At 39.4% G+C, this 16,061-nt stretch carries 15 protein-coding genes; 5 read left to right on the forward strand and 10 right to left on the reverse strand.

The features are described from left to right. Window positions 1-112 precede the first annotated feature (112 nt). The 6 genes from odhB to sdhC all read right to left on the reverse strand — a co-directional run bounded on the left by odhB (window position 113) and on the right by sdhC (window position 8,300). Entirely contained in the window at window positions 113-1,309 is a 1,197-nt protein-coding gene (gene odhB, locus MMP60_RS14930) for a 2-oxoglutarate dehydrogenase complex dihydrolipoyllysine-residue succinyltransferase (protein WP_241337131.1), read from the reverse strand. Next, window positions 1,309-4,149, reverse strand: coding sequence for a 2-oxoglutarate dehydrogenase E1 component (locus MMP60_RS14935; protein ID WP_241337132.1), 2,841 nt, complete (start codon window positions 4,147-4,149; stop codon window positions 1,309-1,311). The genes odhB and MMP60_RS14935 overlap by 1 nt, the downstream gene beginning before the upstream one ends. Window positions 4,150-4,903: 754 nt before the next feature. Next, window positions 4,904-5,614: a succinate dehydrogenase iron-sulfur subunit gene (locus tag MMP60_RS14945; RefSeq protein WP_023274479.1), complete on the reverse strand. Its 711-nt coding sequence runs from the start codon at window positions 5,612-5,614 to the stop codon at window positions 4,904-4,906. A 14-nt stretch (window positions 5,615-5,628) separates the two neighbouring features. Then, on the reverse strand, window positions 5,629-7,521 hold the full coding sequence (gene sdhA / locus MMP60_RS14950) for a succinate dehydrogenase flavoprotein subunit (RefSeq protein ID WP_241337133.1): 1,893 nt from the start codon (window positions 7,519-7,521) through the stop codon (window positions 5,629-5,631). Between the two features lie 12 nt (window positions 7,522-7,533). After that, window positions 7,534-7,899: a succinate dehydrogenase, hydrophobic membrane anchor protein gene (gene sdhD, locus MMP60_RS14955; protein ID WP_004908359.1), complete on the reverse strand. Its 366-nt coding sequence runs from the start codon at window positions 7,897-7,899 to the stop codon at window positions 7,534-7,536. Beyond that, window positions 7,899-8,300, reverse strand: a complete 402-nt coding sequence (gene sdhC, locus MMP60_RS14960; protein ID WP_241337134.1) for a succinate dehydrogenase, cytochrome b556 subunit — start codon at window positions 8,298-8,300, stop codon at window positions 7,899-7,901. Before sdhC ends, sdhD begins: the two co-directional genes overlap by 1 nt. A gap of 901 nt (window positions 8,301-9,201) precedes the next feature. On the opposite strand from sdhC, the gene gltA reads away from it, so the two are divergent. Beyond that, complete coding sequence (gene gltA, locus MMP60_RS14965) at window positions 9,202-10,476, forward strand: citrate synthase (protein ID WP_241337135.1); 1,275 nt, start codon at window positions 9,202-9,204, stop codon at window positions 10,474-10,476. Between the two features lie 80 nt (window positions 10,477-10,556). Here the strand turns inward: gltA and MMP60_RS14970 are convergent, their stop codons facing one another. Continuing rightward, entirely contained in the window at window positions 10,557-11,222 is a 666-nt protein-coding gene (locus MMP60_RS14970; RefSeq protein WP_241337136.1) for a YARHG domain-containing protein, read from the reverse strand. Between the two features lie 70 nt (window positions 11,223-11,292). On the opposite strand from MMP60_RS14970, the gene MMP60_RS14975 reads away from it, so the two are divergent. Beyond that, a complete protein-coding gene (locus tag MMP60_RS14975) occupies window positions 11,293-11,949 on the forward strand; it encodes a DUF2306 domain-containing protein (RefSeq protein ID WP_241337137.1) in 657 nt (218 codons plus the stop codon). Here MMP60_RS14975 and MMP60_RS14980 read toward each other — a convergent pair. Next, entirely contained in the window at window positions 11,946-12,437 is a 492-nt protein-coding gene (locus tag MMP60_RS14980; RefSeq protein WP_241337138.1) for a DUF1289 domain-containing protein, read from the reverse strand. The two genes, MMP60_RS14975 and MMP60_RS14980, sit on opposite strands and share 4 nt — an antisense overlap. 109 nt (window positions 12,438-12,546) lie before the next feature. Between MMP60_RS14980 and MMP60_RS14985 the strand changes: the two genes are divergently transcribed. The 3 genes from MMP60_RS14985 to tmpT all read left to right on the forward strand — a co-directional run bounded on the left by MMP60_RS14985 (window position 12,547) and on the right by tmpT (window position 14,925). Next, the gene (locus MMP60_RS14985; RefSeq protein WP_241337139.1) at window positions 12,547-13,479 is read left to right on the forward strand and encodes a rhodanese-related sulfurtransferase; all 933 of its coding nucleotides are present in this window, start codon (window positions 12,547-12,549) and stop codon (window positions 13,477-13,479) included. Between the two features lie 143 nt (window positions 13,480-13,622). Beyond that, the gene (locus MMP60_RS14990; protein WP_241337140.1) at window positions 13,623-14,234 is read left to right on the forward strand and encodes a DedA family protein; all 612 of its coding nucleotides are present in this window, start codon (window positions 13,623-13,625) and stop codon (window positions 14,232-14,234) included. A gap of 46 nt (window positions 14,235-14,280) precedes the next feature. Next, window positions 14,281-14,925 (forward strand): thiopurine S-methyltransferase, encoded by a 645-nt coding sequence (tmpT, locus tag MMP60_RS14995; protein WP_241337141.1) that lies wholly within the window; start codon window positions 14,281-14,283, stop codon window positions 14,923-14,925. Window positions 14,926-15,095: 170 nt separating this feature from the next. Here tmpT and MMP60_RS15000 read toward each other — a convergent pair whose 3' ends face one another. Both MMP60_RS15000 and MMP60_RS15005 read right to left on the reverse strand, forming a co-directional pair. After that, window positions 15,096-15,620, reverse strand: a complete 525-nt coding sequence (locus MMP60_RS15000; protein WP_241337142.1) for a YecA family protein — start codon at window positions 15,618-15,620, stop codon at window positions 15,096-15,098. A 72-nt stretch (window positions 15,621-15,692) separates the two neighbouring features. Further along, complete coding sequence (locus tag MMP60_RS15005; RefSeq protein WP_241337143.1) at window positions 15,693-15,899, reverse strand: hypothetical protein; 207 nt, start codon at window positions 15,897-15,899, stop codon at window positions 15,693-15,695. Between the last annotated feature and the right edge of the window lie 162 nt (window positions 15,900-16,061).

Genomic DNA, 16,061 nt, shown 5'->3' on the forward strand with positions numbered 1-16,061 from the left:
CCTAACCTTTCTTTGAAAAAGACGAGGAATTTCCACAAATCTTAAAATGTATATGACTCGTGAAATCCCCCCTTTTATAAAGGGGGATTTAGGGGGATTCTTAAATAATAAGTTATAGGTCAAGAATAAGTTTAGCTGGTTCTTCTAACAATTCTTTGATTGTTACCAAGAAACCTACAGCTTCTTTACCATCAATTAAACGATGGTCATAAGAAAGCGCTAAATACATCATTGGCAAGATTTCAACTTGACCATTTACTGCCATAGGGCGCTCTTGGATTTTGTGCATACCCAAAATTGCCGTTTGTGGTGTATTTAAAATCGGTGTAGATAACAATGAACCGAAAGTACCACCATTAGTAATCGTGAACGTACCGCCAGACATTTCTTCAATCGACAATTTACCTTCACGCGCTTTAGCAGCATAAGCCCCAATACCGTTTTCAACTTCAGCGTAGTTCATACGATCTGTATCACGAAGAATTGGTACAACTAAACCACGGTCAGAAGAAACTGCTACACCGATGTCATAGAAACCGTGATAAACAATATCATCACCATCAATAGATGCGTTTACAGCTGGATAGCGTTTTAATGCTTCAGTTGCCGCTTTAACGAAGAAAGACATAAAGCCTAAACGCGCACCATGACGTTTTTCGAAAGCATCTTTATATTGCTTACGCATTTCCATGATTGGCTTCATGTTAACTTCGTTGAACGTTGTTAACATTGCAGTCTGTTGTGTAGCTGCCAATAAACGCTCAGCAACACGCTTACGTAAACGTGTCATTGGAACACGTTTCTCAATACGCTCACCGACAGCAACGCTTAATGGTTGAACTGATGCAGCAGCTGGTTTGGTTTGGTGAGTTGCAACATCTTCTTTAGTGATACGACCACCACGACCTGTACCTTGTACGTCAGCAGCATTGATACCAGTTTCAGACAATGCTTTACGAACCGCAGGTGCTTGGTTTTGATCAACTGCTTGAGTTGATGCAGCAGCGACTGGTGCAGTTGCAACAGGAGCAGCCGCGGCTGGTGCAGCAGCTTCAGGAGCCGCAGAAACAGTACCCGTTTCGAATTGAGCAATCACTTCGTCAGAAAGAACGGTATCGCCTTCACCTTTGATGATTGCAACTAAGCTACCATCAGCAGGAGCAACCACTTCTAAAACAACTTTATCGGTTTCAATGTCACAGATCACTTCATCACGTGATACAGGCTCACCTACTTTCTTATGCCAAGTTGCAATCGTACCGTCAGCAACTGACTCTGGAAATACCGGTGCTTTAATTTCGGTTGCCATTATTTAGAATCTCCTGATTGTTCAGCTTCAATTGCAAGTGCGTCATTGACGAGCTGAGCTTGTTGTTTTGCATGCAAGTACGGTGAGCCACAAGCAGGTGCGGCTGATGCTTCACGACCAGCATAGCTAATACGAATTTGTTTACCAGTTTTAAGAACGTCTTCATATAAACGAGGAACAAGGAATAACCAAGCACCTTGGTTTTTCGGTTCTTCTTGTGTCCAAACAAGTTCTTGAATGTTTGGATAAGCCGCCATAACTTCAGCTAAGCGTTGTTCTGGGTACGGATACAATTGTTCGATACGAACGATCGCAATATGGTTTAAACCAAGCTCACGACGTTTTTCGAGTAAATCATAATAAACCTTACCACCACAAAGCACTAAGCGAGTTACATCAGCTTTGTTAATTTGATCAATTTCATCGATCACAGTTTGGAATGAACCGTTTGCTAATTCATCTAAGCTTGAAGTTGCAAGTTTATGACGTAATAACGATTTTGGTGACATTACGATCATTGGCTTACGAATCGGACGAACCGCTTGACGACGCAACGCATGGAAAATTTGTGCAGGCGTCGTAGGTGTCATCACTTGCATATTGTCTTCAGCACATAGCTGTAAGAAACGTTCTAAACGAGCAGATGAGTGTTCTGGACCTTGGCCTTCATAACCATGTGGTAACAACATAGTGAGACCACAAACACGCTCCCACTTGGTTTCACCCGAAGCGATGAATTGGTCAATCACGACTTGCGCACAGTTTGCAAAGTCACCAAATTGCGCTTCCCAAACAATTAAGCTTTTCGGCAAAGTAGTTGAATAACCATATTCAAATGCAAGCACTGCTTCTTCTGACAATAAAGAATCATAGACCGCAGTACGTGGTTGATTTTCTTTAATGTGGCAAAGTGGAATATAAACAGAACCATCAACTTGGTTGTGCAATTTAGCATGACGATGTGAGAACGTACCACGACCCACGTCTTCACCTGTGATACGGACTAGGAAACCATCATCAAGCAAAGTTGCATAAGCTAAAGTTTCAGCTGCACCCCAGTTAAGTGGCATTTCACCCGTTTGCATTTTAACGCGATCATCGATCACTTTTTGAACTTGACGCTGTAATACAAAACCTTCTGGTAATGTATTCATCGTTTTACCAAGTTCTTTCAAACGTTCGATATCAACAGTCGTATCCCAAATATCGGTATATTCATGACCTAAGTATGGTGTCCAATCCACAAACATCTTTTTGTTTGGTTCAGTCACCAAAGCATTTGCAACGTGATTACCTGCTTCTAAATCAGAACGATAACCTTCTACCATTGCATCTGCACTAGCACGGTCAAGTACTTTTTCTTGAACCAATTGATCTGCATACAAGGTACGCGTTGTCGCTTTCTTGTTGATCACTTGATACATCAAAGGCTGAGTTGCTGATGGCTCATCCGCTTCATTATGACCACGACGACGGTAACAGAACAAATCTAAGATCACGTCTTTACGGAAAGTATGACGGAAATCATGTGCAAGCTGCGTTACAAAAATCACAGCTTCAGGATCATCACCATTGACATGGAAAATTGGTGATTGGATCATTTTCGCAACGTCAGTACAGTATTCTGTAGAGCGTGTGTCACGTGGATCAGATGTTGTGAAGCCCACTTGGTTATTGATGACAATATGAACTGTACCACCAACGGTATAACCACGCGTTTGTGACATTTGGAAGGTTTCTTGGTTTACACCTTGACCAGCAAATGCAGCATCACCATGAACAATGACAGGAAGTACATCATCACCGCCAATGTCTTTACGACGAACTTGACGCGCGCGGACTGAACCTTCAACCACTGGACCAACGATTTCTAAGTGCGATGGGTTAAATGCTAATGCCAAGTGAACTTCGCCACCTGTTGTCATGACATTTGAAGAAAAACCTTGGTGATATTTAACGTCACCAGAGCCTTTTTTATGCAGACTCTTTCCTTCGAACTCACCAAAAAGATCAGCAGGGTTTTTACCCATAATGTTGACAAGAAGGTTGAGACGACCACGGTGTGGCATACCAATCACAACTTCTTTACAACCGACACTTCCTGCACGTTGGATAATTTCGTTCATCATTGGGATAAAAGACTCACCGCCTTCTACACCAAAACGTTTCGCACCAACGAATTTATTACCAAGATACTTTTCTAAGCCTTCAGCAGCAGTTAAACGCTCCAAGAAACCTTTTTTCTGATCACTCGTAAAATTAAATTTACCGCGCACACTTTCCAAACGCTGTTGAATCCAACGTTTTTCTTTCGTGTCAACGATATGCATATATTCTGCACCAATTGAAGAGCAGTAAATTGCTTCCATTGCTTCAATCATTTCAGACAATGTTGCTTCTGCTTTTCCAATCGCGAGATTACCTGTATTAAATACAGTATCAAGGTCAGATTTCGTTAAACTATGTGCAGATAAATCAAGGTCTGGAACTTCTTCACGTTTCGCGAGACCTAATGGATCGAGTTTAGCTTTTTGATGGCCACGGTTACGATAAGCAGCAATGAGTTGTAAGACACCAATTTGGCGACGCTCATGCTCTGTACTTACAGCGCTTTGTACGACAGGTTGAACTCGGTTTGAATTACGACCTAAGAGGAGGAATTGCTCGCGCACATTACTATGTGGTTGATCACCTTTAGGATATTTATCGAAATATTCACGCCAATCCTCTGACACTGAGGTTGGAGAAGTTAGATACTGTTCGTAAAGCTCTTCAATATATGCCGCACTATCAGCGGAAAGTTCAGTGTCAAGACGCAGCGCGCCAGCAACTTCTTGCATTTTTGGACCCATTTCCTATTGCAAAAAATAATACAGGTTGCTTTTTAAGCAGACCCATGATTCATAGTATCAAATTGGTAACATGACACTACTACTCAAGATCATCCAACCTTGAGACATTATCACTACACATCAGGAGTATTCCTTTTGATGTAATAAATGAGCCATGCACTTTCAATTCAAAGCACATAACTCATCCTTATACTCGATGAAATCGAGCAATTTTTTGCAAATCATTTTAGAAAAATTAACTCAACGATTAACTTTTCTAAATTGACTTTTTCCTAAACCGTTTGCATATCTTTTTGAGATATTATGATCATATAACATCAAGAATATGCTTATTTTTTACTTTTGGCTGTGGCAGAAATCCTAACATGTTCTCATACTCAAATTGATTTTTTTGACACATACCATCTATAAAGCAGCGAAATACACACTTTAAATTATATTCTACTATACCGCCCTTTTTATGATAGTTGCACCCTTATCGACCAAAGTTAAAGATTCGCTACATTTTTTGCACAAAGACTATGCAGAGTGCTTAAAAACAGACCACTCCATTTTTTCATTTATTTAAATAATTTAACTTATTTATAAAACCAATAAACATTTCACCCACAAAAATGTATTTTCAACAGTTAGATGATCATTGGTGAAATATCAACAAACCCTAGTGTATCGAACTCAAAATTACCAAAAAACAAAAACGGGAATCTCTTTCGAAATTCCCGTTCAGAGTTAGAAAACTGTATTAACCAGCTTGATCTAACAACATATTACGAATGTGACCAATTGCCTTGGTTGGGTTTAACCCTTTAGGACATACAGATACACAGTTCATGATCCCTTTACAACGGAACAAAGAGAATGGATCATCTAAACGAGCCAAACGATCTTGTGTTGCCGTATCACGAGAATCGATGATAAAGCGGTATGCATTTAACAATGCAGATGGCCCAAGGAACTTATCAGGGTTCCACCAGAATGATGGGCATGAAGTTGAACAACATGCACACAGAATACATTCATACAGGCCATCTAAATGTTCACGTTCTGCTTGAGACTGTAAACGTTCTTTCGCTGGCGCCGGTTGATTGTTAATCAAGAACGGTTGAATCTTGTCATATTGATCGTAGAACTGGTTCATGTCTACAACCAAATCTTTTACCACTGGCAAACCAGGTAAAGGACGGATCACAATCTTCTCTGGTAAATCGTTCAAGTTCCACAAGCACGCTAAACCATTTTTACCATTGATGTTCACACCATCCGAACCACAAATACCTTCACGGCAAGAGCGACGGAATGTTAATGATTCATCTTGCACTTTCAACGCAAGTAACGCATCAAGCAACATACGATGCTTGTCAGTTAACTCAAGTTTAAAAGTTTGCATGTACGGCGCTTTATCCTTATCAGGATCATAGCGGTAGATTTCGAATGTACGAGTGCCTCTACTCATCTTTGTTCTCCCGATTAGAATGTACGTGGTTTAGGTTCAATTGCTTCAACCGTTAATGGGCTAAAACGTACTGGCTTATATTCAAGACGGTTGTCTGATGAATACCATAATGTATGTTTCATCCACTCATCATCACGGCGACCGTAAGAATAAGTCGGGTGATCAGGTGCTAACTCATAGTCAACAACGGTATGCGCACCACGACATTCTTTACGTGCAGCAGCAGAAATCAAAGTCGCCTTCGCAACTTCATATAAGTTTTCAACTTCTAATGCTTCAACACGTGCCGTGTTAAATACTTTAGATTTGTCTTTTAAATGAATGTTACGAACACGTGGTTCAATCGCAAGAATTTCTTTTACACCTTTGTCAAGCAATGCTTGAGTACGGAATACACCTGCGTGATCCTGTACGATGTCACGGATTACATCAGCAACTTCTTGTGCATTCTCACCCGTAGTTGAATCATCTAACTTACGAATACGCCCTAAAGTATTTGCTAATACATCAGTTGGAAGCGGTTGGTAATCATCACCGTGATGTTTAGTCACGTAATCAATGATGTGTTCACCAGCAGCTTTACCAAATACTACAAGGTCAAGCAATGAGTTAGTACCTAAACGGTTTGCACCATGTACAGATACACAAGAACATTCACCAATTGCATAGAAACCTTTCACAGGTTTTACGTAATCACGCGTACCTTTATAGGTATATTCTTTCGTCTCTTTATCATAATGTGCAGAGAATTCACCCTCTTCCACACCATGTGGTACAACCACTTGACCATGAATATTCGTTGGAATACCACCCATTTGATAATGGATTGTTGGTACAACTGGAATTGGCTCTTTCGTACAGTCAACGTTTGCAAACTTCTTACCAATCTCAAATACAGATGGTAGACGTTTCATAATCGTTTCAGCACCCAAATGCGTCATATCTAACAAGATATAATCTGCTTTAGGACCACAACCACGACCTTCTTTAATTTCTTGGTCCATTGAACGTGATACGAAGTCACGTGGTGCCAAGTCTTTTAAAGTTGGTGCATAACGTTCCATGAATGGTTCGCCGTCTTTGTTACGAAGGATACCACCTTCACCACGACAACCTTCAGTTAACAATACGCCTGCGCCTGCAACACCCGTTGGGTGGAATTGCCAGAATTCCATATCTTGTAATGGAATACCTGCACGAGCAGCCATACCAAGACCATCACCCGTATTGATATACGCATTGGTAGATGCACGGTAAACACGACCCGCACCACCTGTAGCAAATAGAGTCGCTTTTGCTTGGAATACTGCAATATTACCTGTTTCTTGGTCAATTGCGGTCACACCAAGCACATCACCCGCTTCGTTACGGATCAAGTCCAAAGCAATCCATTCAACGTAAAACTGAGTACCCATTTTTACGTTGCTTTGATACAAAGTATGAAGTAGCGCATGACCTGTACGGTCAGCAGCAGCACACGCACGTGGAACTGCTTTTTCACCATAGTTTGCTGAGTGACCACCAAATGGACGTTGATAAATCGTACCATCTTCGTTACGGTCAAACGGCATACCTAAGTGTTCAAGCTCATAAACAACTTTTGGCGCTTCACGGGTCATAAACTCGATTGCGTCCTGATCGCCTAACCAGTCAGAACCTTTAACCGTGTCATAGAAGTGATAATGCCAGTTATCTTCTTGCATGTTACCTAACGACGCACCGATACCACCCTGGGCAGCAACTGTGTGCGAACGTGTTGGGAATACTTTGGTCAATACAGCAACTTTTAAACCAGCTTGAGCAAGTTGGTAAGAAGCACGCATACCAGAACCACCACCACCAACGATCACAGCGTCAAATGATAAGGTCTGAATATTCGAATAATTTTCTTTAGAGATAATCGCCATGTTCTATTCCTATCAATTTGCCCAGAAAATCTGGATACCCCAGATTGCGTACACAAACACTGAAATAATGACAGCAGAAGTCAATACAAGGCGTAAACCTGAAGCCGAAGGCCCCATTTGACGAGTCGTTACATAATCAGTAAAGACTTGCCACATACCAATCCAAGCATGGGCAACTAGCGACAATACCGCCAACAAAGAGAAAATCTTCATTGGTAAAGTCAGCATAAAACCAGCCCACTGTTCGTAACCGAATCCGCTATTGCAAAGGATCCAACCAAACATTACAACAGTGTATGCAGCCAGAACTACAGCACTGACGCGCTGGATATACCAATCGCGAGAACCTGAACCTGTTAAACCTGTAGCACTTTTCATCAGAACATAATCCATACGAATGCCGCGAGAATACCAATCGCAGACAAGATCAATGAAATAGTAGCTGCAATACGACCACTTTGAAGTTCCTCAGCAAAACCAAGGTCAGCAAGTAAATGCTTAATCCCTGCAATAAAGTGAAAAATCAGGCCAGCTACAAATACCCAGACGATGAAACGTACACAGATATTTCCAAAAACGACATTTTTAACGTAGTCAAATCCTTCTGGTGAAGATAAAGATTTATCCAAAATCCATAAAAGAACAGCGACTAATACGAAAACGATTACACCTGATAGACGGTGTAGAATTGATGCAATAGCCACGGGTGAGCGTAAATTTACCGCTAACACCTGACCCATGGACAAATTGACAGGTCTGTTGCTTTTCACAGCGGGCATCCTGTAGGTAGAAACTCCATCCGGAGTTTGTTTGAATTAATTCAAAGGAAAGCTGGCATTGTTAGGCAAGCACAATGCATGCCCAACCTATATAACGACACCGAATTATAAAACGTGAAATATCAAAATACAAACAATCAGTTTTCGCTTTAGTCGAAAAGGCATTGGAATAAGAATCATTAACATAAACCAACCAAAACAATCAAACCACTCCACCTCTAAAAAAATACCTATCTAACTGTTATAAAACAATAAAAACTGTTTTCATTTTTTTTACCATGCGGACTCACCTGTTTAAATTATTTCCAATTTATTTCACAAAACCCGCTTTTAAGTGACAAAAATGCCTTAAATTTACCAATTATAAATATAGGTAGAAATAATACCCCTCATTTATATATTAAATATCAATAATCAATAATCTGTTCTTGCATACCATTCCACAAAATAAATGAGCTATTTTTTATACAATTAATCGCACCATAATGAAACATTAATAAAATAAAAAACAAACTCTAAATGCTCTTTTTTGAATCAATATTTAATTCTAAACCATGAGATATATAGGCTTTTAAACCAAGCTAAGTATTTATTTTTTAAGCACCAAAATATTGCCAGCGTAAAAATTTACTTACAATTGTACTGATGCTTCATTTTTTTTATGCACCTTAAACCTGATTTGACATATTATACTCGACCGATGCTGTGATTTTACTCAATTTTTTCTTTGATACTGAATGACCAATTGACTGCAATAACGTTATTTTTTATCCCTAAGTATAATTGACAAAATTTTAGTAGCCACTAATCTTATAGCAAATTTTGACACCGTCTGATTCGCACATGACAAGATTAGGATTTCGAGTCAGATAATCATTCACCAGGACAGGAGATCTATTGAATGTCTGCAGCAACTGGCAAAAAAGCCGTATTACAGCTTGATGGCAAAGAAATTGAATTACCAATTTACAGCGGTACATTGGGCCCAGATGTAATTGACGTTAAAGATGTATTGGCATCTGGTCATTTTACTTTCGATCCTGGTTTTATGGCGACGGCTGCTTGCGAATCTAAGATCACATTCATTGATGGTGACAAAGGTGTATTATTACACCGTGGCTATCCGATTGATCAATTAGCGACTCAAGCAGACTATTTAGAAACTTGCTACTTACTATTAAATGGCGAGCTTCCAAATGCTGAACAGAAAGCAGAATTTGATGCTAAAGTTCGTAACCACACTATGGTTCATGACCAAGTAAGCCGTTTCTTCAACGGTTTCCGTCGTGATGCTCACCCTATGGCTATAATGGTTGGTGTAGTTGGTGCATTATCTGCGTTTTATCACAACGGTTTAGACATTGAAGACGTTAACCACCGTGAAATTACTGCAATTCGTTTAATCGCGAAAATTCCTACGCTTGCAGCGTGGAGCTACAAGTACACTGTAGGTCAACCATTCATTTACCCACGTAATGACTTAGGTTACGCAGAAAACTTCTTGCACATGATGTTTGCTACTCCTGCTGATCGTGATTATAAAGTAAATCCTGTTCTTGCACGTGCAATGGATCGTATCTTTACGCTTCATGCTGATCACGAGCAAAATGCGTCTACTTCTACAGTTCGTCTTGCTGGTTCTACTGGTGCGAACCCGTATGCATGTATCTCTGCTGGTATCTCTGCGCTTTGGGGACCTGCTCACGGTGGTGCAAACGAAGCTGTACTTAAAATGTTAGATGAAATTGGTAGCGTAGAAAACGTTGCTGAATTCATGGAAAAAGTAAAACGCAAAGAAGTTAAACTCATGGGCTTCGGTCACCGTGTGTACAAAAACTTCGACCCACGTGCGAAAGTCATGAAACAAACTTGTGACGAAGTACTTGAAGCGTTAGGCATCCAAGATCCACAACTTGCACTTGCAATGGAACTTGAAAGAATTGCGCTTTCTGATGAATACTTCATCAAACGTAACTTGTATCCAAACGTAGACTTCTACTCAGGTATCATCTTAAAAGCGATTGGTATCCCAACAGAAATGTTTACTGTGATCTTCGCGCTTGCACGTACAGTTGGTTGGATCAGCCACTGGTTAGAAATGCACAGCGGTCCATACAAGATCGGTCGTCCACGTCAGCTTTACACAGGCTCGGCTAAACGCGACATCCAACGTTAATTTTCTTCGTAAAATTGATGTGAAAAAAGCTGCCTCTTGGCAGCTTTTTTTTATTGGTACATTTTACTGATCAACACCAATTAACGCCCCCAATCAACTTCTTTTGCATACGGCTCAACCATTTTAAGTCGCTTCACATTTTCTTTCTCAATTTGAGTTAGACGTGTATCCACATTGGTATAGCAAGGCATATACCAATCATATTGCGAAAATGTAGTTGCCCAATTTTTGTTCTGAAAAGCATAACCATGACGTGCATAAATTTCATTACGCATATATTGCAACTGCCCTAGAGGCACTTGTAAATCAGCATCTTTCAACAAACGCACCGAAGCATCAGGAAATTCACCTTGCCCTTTTGCATATTTACATTGCTGTGCATTTAAACTAAAAAATTTCGGTTTCACCGTTTTCGTTGTAGGCAACCACTGAGCTTCAATCGGCGAAGTATTACCCTTATATTCTAAAATAAACCGACCAACACTTGCACCCTGTCCAATTTCATTTAAAGTCAAAGTGTGGTTCAAGTCAGTTTGCTGAATTTTCCCTTTAAAATTGGTCTGCTTGCCATTTAACAGACTATAGCCTGTAATATCACTGCCTTTTTGCTGCATAAACAAAGAAATTTTTTGCTCATCGTTATATAAACCTGTCCATGTAGCTGCCACTTGAGGAATTTGTGCAAAACTCAAGGTACTACTCACGAAGGTACTGGCGACGATTAATAATTGTTTAAACGGATTCATTTCTCTATTCTCATGTAAAAGACATTATTCAGATTATTTTCATCCTACATCATAACAGTGATCAATATTTATGTGGAAAATGCTCAATCAATTCTCTCAATTGATCATCATGTTGATATTTGGCTATCTGTGTTGGTTAATGTTGGAAATTTGCCTCAACTATTTCCCATGGTCGGATAGCACTAATTTTTTAGTTTTAAAACAGGATGTGGTCAACACGCAACCGTGGCGCTTCGCTTTTCAGATCCATGTCATCACCAGTAGTTTGGTATTATTGGCAGGTTTTACCCAATTCTCACCTTCAATTCGCAGAAACACACCTCGTTTACATCGCCGTGCAGGCTGGCTTTATATTGTTGCAACATTAGGTCTAGCTTTGCCTAGCGGTTTTATTCTAGCCTTTTCTGCAAATGGCGGTCTTAGTACACAAACTTGCTTTGTGATTCTTGGTTCATTTTGGGGAACAAGTACCCTATTTGCACTTTATTATGCTCTTGAAAAAAAATGGCTTAAACACCGTAACTGGATGATTCGGAGCTTTGCTTTAGCGTTATCTGCATTAAGTTTAAGAACATGGAAGCTTGCGCTTTACCAAATCCAACCGTATTGGGATTGGCTTACACCAATCCACATCTATCAGCTCGAAGCATGGTTAGGCTGGACAATCAATTTATTAATTGCTGAACTCATTATTTATTGGCTCAGTATCAAGAAAAAATCGTTTTAGATTTCATCTTCCTCTAAAGCACGCAATAAAGTTGTGCTAATTCCATCGGCACGTAGCCACGCTAACTCATAACTTGCCTTCGCTAAGGCAAGTACACGACGCTCAAACTCACTCCAAATTGGCTTAACTTCGGCATCTTTGATTCCCAATCCACTTTCATGTGCCAAATGTTTATTCTTTTCACAAATTTTCAAAGCATGATAAAGCTTACGTCCAGTACTTGCCGTGTCTAATATACGGACATGTTTGCTATGAATAAAACCTTCAATATGTTGAAGATTGGCGTGAGGTAGCAAAGGCACCAAAATTTGGTTCAGTTGCGCATCTAAACGCTTCCACACCATGAGTCTTTGCTCTGGAGTATAAGTATTCCATTGAATCACTTCATGATTGAAACGGCGACAACCACGACAAACTAAATCACCAAATACCGTTGAACAACGTCCCGCACAGGGGGTCAATGATGGAATTCGACGATCGTTATTCAAAATCAACTCCTCTAAAACCATATTTAATTTATGGCTTTCTCGCTTATTTTCAGATTTCGCGCTAAAATGTGCACCTTATTTTTCTATCTTAATACATTTGGAGTTATCCATGAACGCTACTGTAGAACAGCTTGCACCTGTAGAACAGCAAGCGACCAATAATTGGGTTGTTGCGGCACTATATCAATTTAAAGAAGTTTCTGATGCAGCCGATCTGCAACAGCGTCTTTTGGACTTAGTGAATCGCATCAATTTATGTGGAACTCTAATTGTCGCTTCTGAAGGAATTAACGGTACGGTTGCAGGCGACCGTGCAGCAGTTGATGCGATTCATCAATTCCTTTTGAATGAAGGTTTTAACGGAATGGAATATAAAGAGTCTGAAAGCTCAGACAAACCGTTTCGTAAAATGAAAATTAAACTTAAAAAAGAAATTGTCACTTTAGGTGTTGAAGTTAAGCCACGTGATTTAGTGGGTCACTATCTTGATCCTAAAGAATGGAACGATTTAATTAGTCGTGATGACGTGATCTTAATTGACACACGTAATGACTATGAGTTCAAGGCAGGAACGTTCAAAGGTGCAATTGATCCGAAAACTGAAACTTTCCGTGAATTTCCTGAATATGTAAAACAAAACCTTGAACAACACAAAGACAAGAAAATTGCGATGTTCTGTACAGGTGGTATTCGTTGTGAGAAATCAACTTCCCTACTTCTACAAGAAGGCTTCAATGAAGTTTATCACCTCAAAGGCGGTATCTTAAAATATCTAGAAGAAACTCCTGCCGAAGAAAGTATGTGGGAAGGTGAATGTTTCGTTTTTGATGGTCGTACTGCTGTTACACACGGTGTTGAAGAAGGTGAAAACATCAAATGTCACGCATGTGGTTGGCCACTCACAAAAGTTGAAGCTGAGCAACCAAGCTATGAACACGGCGTGTCTTGTGTGTACTGTATTGATAAAACCACAGATAAACAAAAAGCCGGCTTCCGTATGCGCCAATCACAAATTGCAGCAGCTAAACGTAAACGTTTATAAGACTTAACAGACAACTTGAAAGCCATAGTCAAACTATGGCTTTTTTATTACATCATAAAATAGTGTAACGATTCAGCCATTGAGCATTATCGCAACAACAACTATGCTAAAAATAATAATCAAATGAATATGATAAAAGTACTATGGGACTTGAAGATTGGGTCTTATCCATCATGGAAAAACTTGGATATCTAGGAATTGCATTTCTAATGTTCCTCGATAATGTTTTTCCGCCAATTCCATCCGAAATCATTATGCCTTCGGCAGGCTATACTGCGGCAAAAGGTGAACTTACCTTAATTGGAGTAATTATTGCTGGCAGTATCGGCTCACTCCTAGCTGCGGCACTTTTATACTGGCTTGGCAGGAAAATTCCGCAACACCACCTATTTAGCCTGATAGAACGCTACGGGAAGTACATACATATCAGCGTTACTGATCTTGAAAAATCACTCACTTGGTTTGAAAAATATGGACATCGGATTGTATTTTTTGGTCGCATGATACCTGCTGTTCGTTCCCTAATTAGCATTCCAGCAGGAATGAGCAACATGCCCTTTCGTAAATTCATGGCTTATAGTGCTGCAGGTACGATTATTTGGACAACATTTCTCGCTTATATCGGCTATCATTTTGGTGAAAATCCAGCATTGATAAGTGCAATTACACAGCGCATCGGCTATATAATTTTATTTATTACAATGATTTACATACTTTACTACTTAGTAAAGAAATTTTATTTATTGAAAAAATAGTAAATGGCATTTCCAATTTCTTTAAATCAATACCGAGACTCAAATAATGCAACATGATTTTTGGCATGACAAATGGCAAACCAATAACATCGGTTTTCATCAAGATCAGCCCTACCCTTTACTCACTCAACACTTACAATCACTCAATCTGAATTCAAATGCTCGTCTCTTTGTTCCACTCTGCGGCAAAAGCCTAGATTTAGCTTGGTTGATCAAGCAAGGTTATCATGTGGTTGGTATTGATCTTAGTCCCATCGCCATTCAAGCTCTTATTATAGATTTAGGTTTAAGCTTTAAAGAGACGCAATCAGGTGAATTGACTCACTATCAACATCCCCAAATTGAATTATTTGTAGGTGATTTTTTTCAGTTAACAGCACAACAACTTGGTGATGTAGATGCTGTTTATGATCGAGCTGCATTAATCGCCCTCCCATCACAAATGCGAAGCCAATACACGCAACATTTGTTAGACATTACAAAACAAGCACCACAGCTATTAATTAGCCTTGAATATGATCAAAACCTACTTCAAGGACCGCCATTTTCCGTTCCTGAACATGAATTAACTGAGCATTATGCAACGCATTACCAAATTAAATTATTGGAAACGATGACAGAGAATCTTAAGGGTAAAGTAATCGCCCATGAAAATGTTTGGTCTCTGAGCAAATCACCACAAATAGATTAAATAGCGAAGAGACATATAAAAGCATTGAATAGTGATCTCTACTTGATGCTTCCTCAATCACAAAAGCCTTAACTCCCAAACGAGATATAAAAAACGTCCTCTAAAGGACGTTTAATATTTAATTTGGTGTCTAATTATGCATTACTTTTGTAACTACATAAGATGTAGCATCACGCTGGCGTGTGGTACATGAGGTAAAGTTCGTTTAAATTATCAGGAATTTCTTCTGCCAATTCATCCATCAACTGACCATTGCGGCGGAAAGATTCCATTTGAGGATCTTCCTCATCAATTCCACTAAATACCATAATTGGTAAGGTTAAATCGATAAGCTGTTCTTCAAACTCAGGTGTAAACCATGCATCTTCATTTAAGAACATTGCATCCACAAAACCAACACTCCAATCGCCTAAGCTAGATTCAACATCTGCTTCTTCGATTTCAAATGGAAATTCAATTCCATTTTCATTGGCTAAATCTTGGCGAATTGATTCCAACCAAAGATTAATCTGTTCAAGAACTCCGCTTGGAAGCTTCTTCTGATTACTCTCAAAAAGCTCATCCAACCAACGATCAAATTTTGGACCAACGGCAATAGCACATAAAAAGCCATGAGTCGCTGCAAAATCCAGACCGTATTCGTTTTGATCACCGTCAAGATAATTACTTAATAAGTCTAAATCTAAAGTACTCATTTCTTTATCCAGCTATAGAATTACATCGGCAACAGCATAACATTTTCAGACATAAAGTCTTAGCAATTTTGCTTAGTCTTCGTCACCGAGGTCATCGTCGTCGAAATCATAATCAAAATCTTTTAATTCTCGTTCTAAACGGCGTTGAGCGAGTAGATCATCAATTAAACGGCGCTTTTCTAATGATTCTTTGGCGCTGATTTTTCCTGATGACTCATCAAAACCAACATCATCTTCACCGTAGTTATCATCATCTAATTCAAAATCTGTAGAAGACACTAACAGCACCTCTGAAATGAAAAATATAAATGGGTCTAGGCGCTATTTATCGGTCTTAACCAGCCTTGTCAAGTTTTATTTGATTTTTTTGCTATAAAACGTTGTTTTGTACTTTTTTTCGTCAGTTTTTTTGTGTATTTATATTCAAACAACTTTATAAAT

Origin of the sequence: Acinetobacter sp. ANC 4805 (assembly GCF_022549495.1) — a bacterium.
Taxonomy (GTDB): domain Bacteria; phylum Pseudomonadota; class Gammaproteobacteria; order Pseudomonadales; family Moraxellaceae; genus Acinetobacter.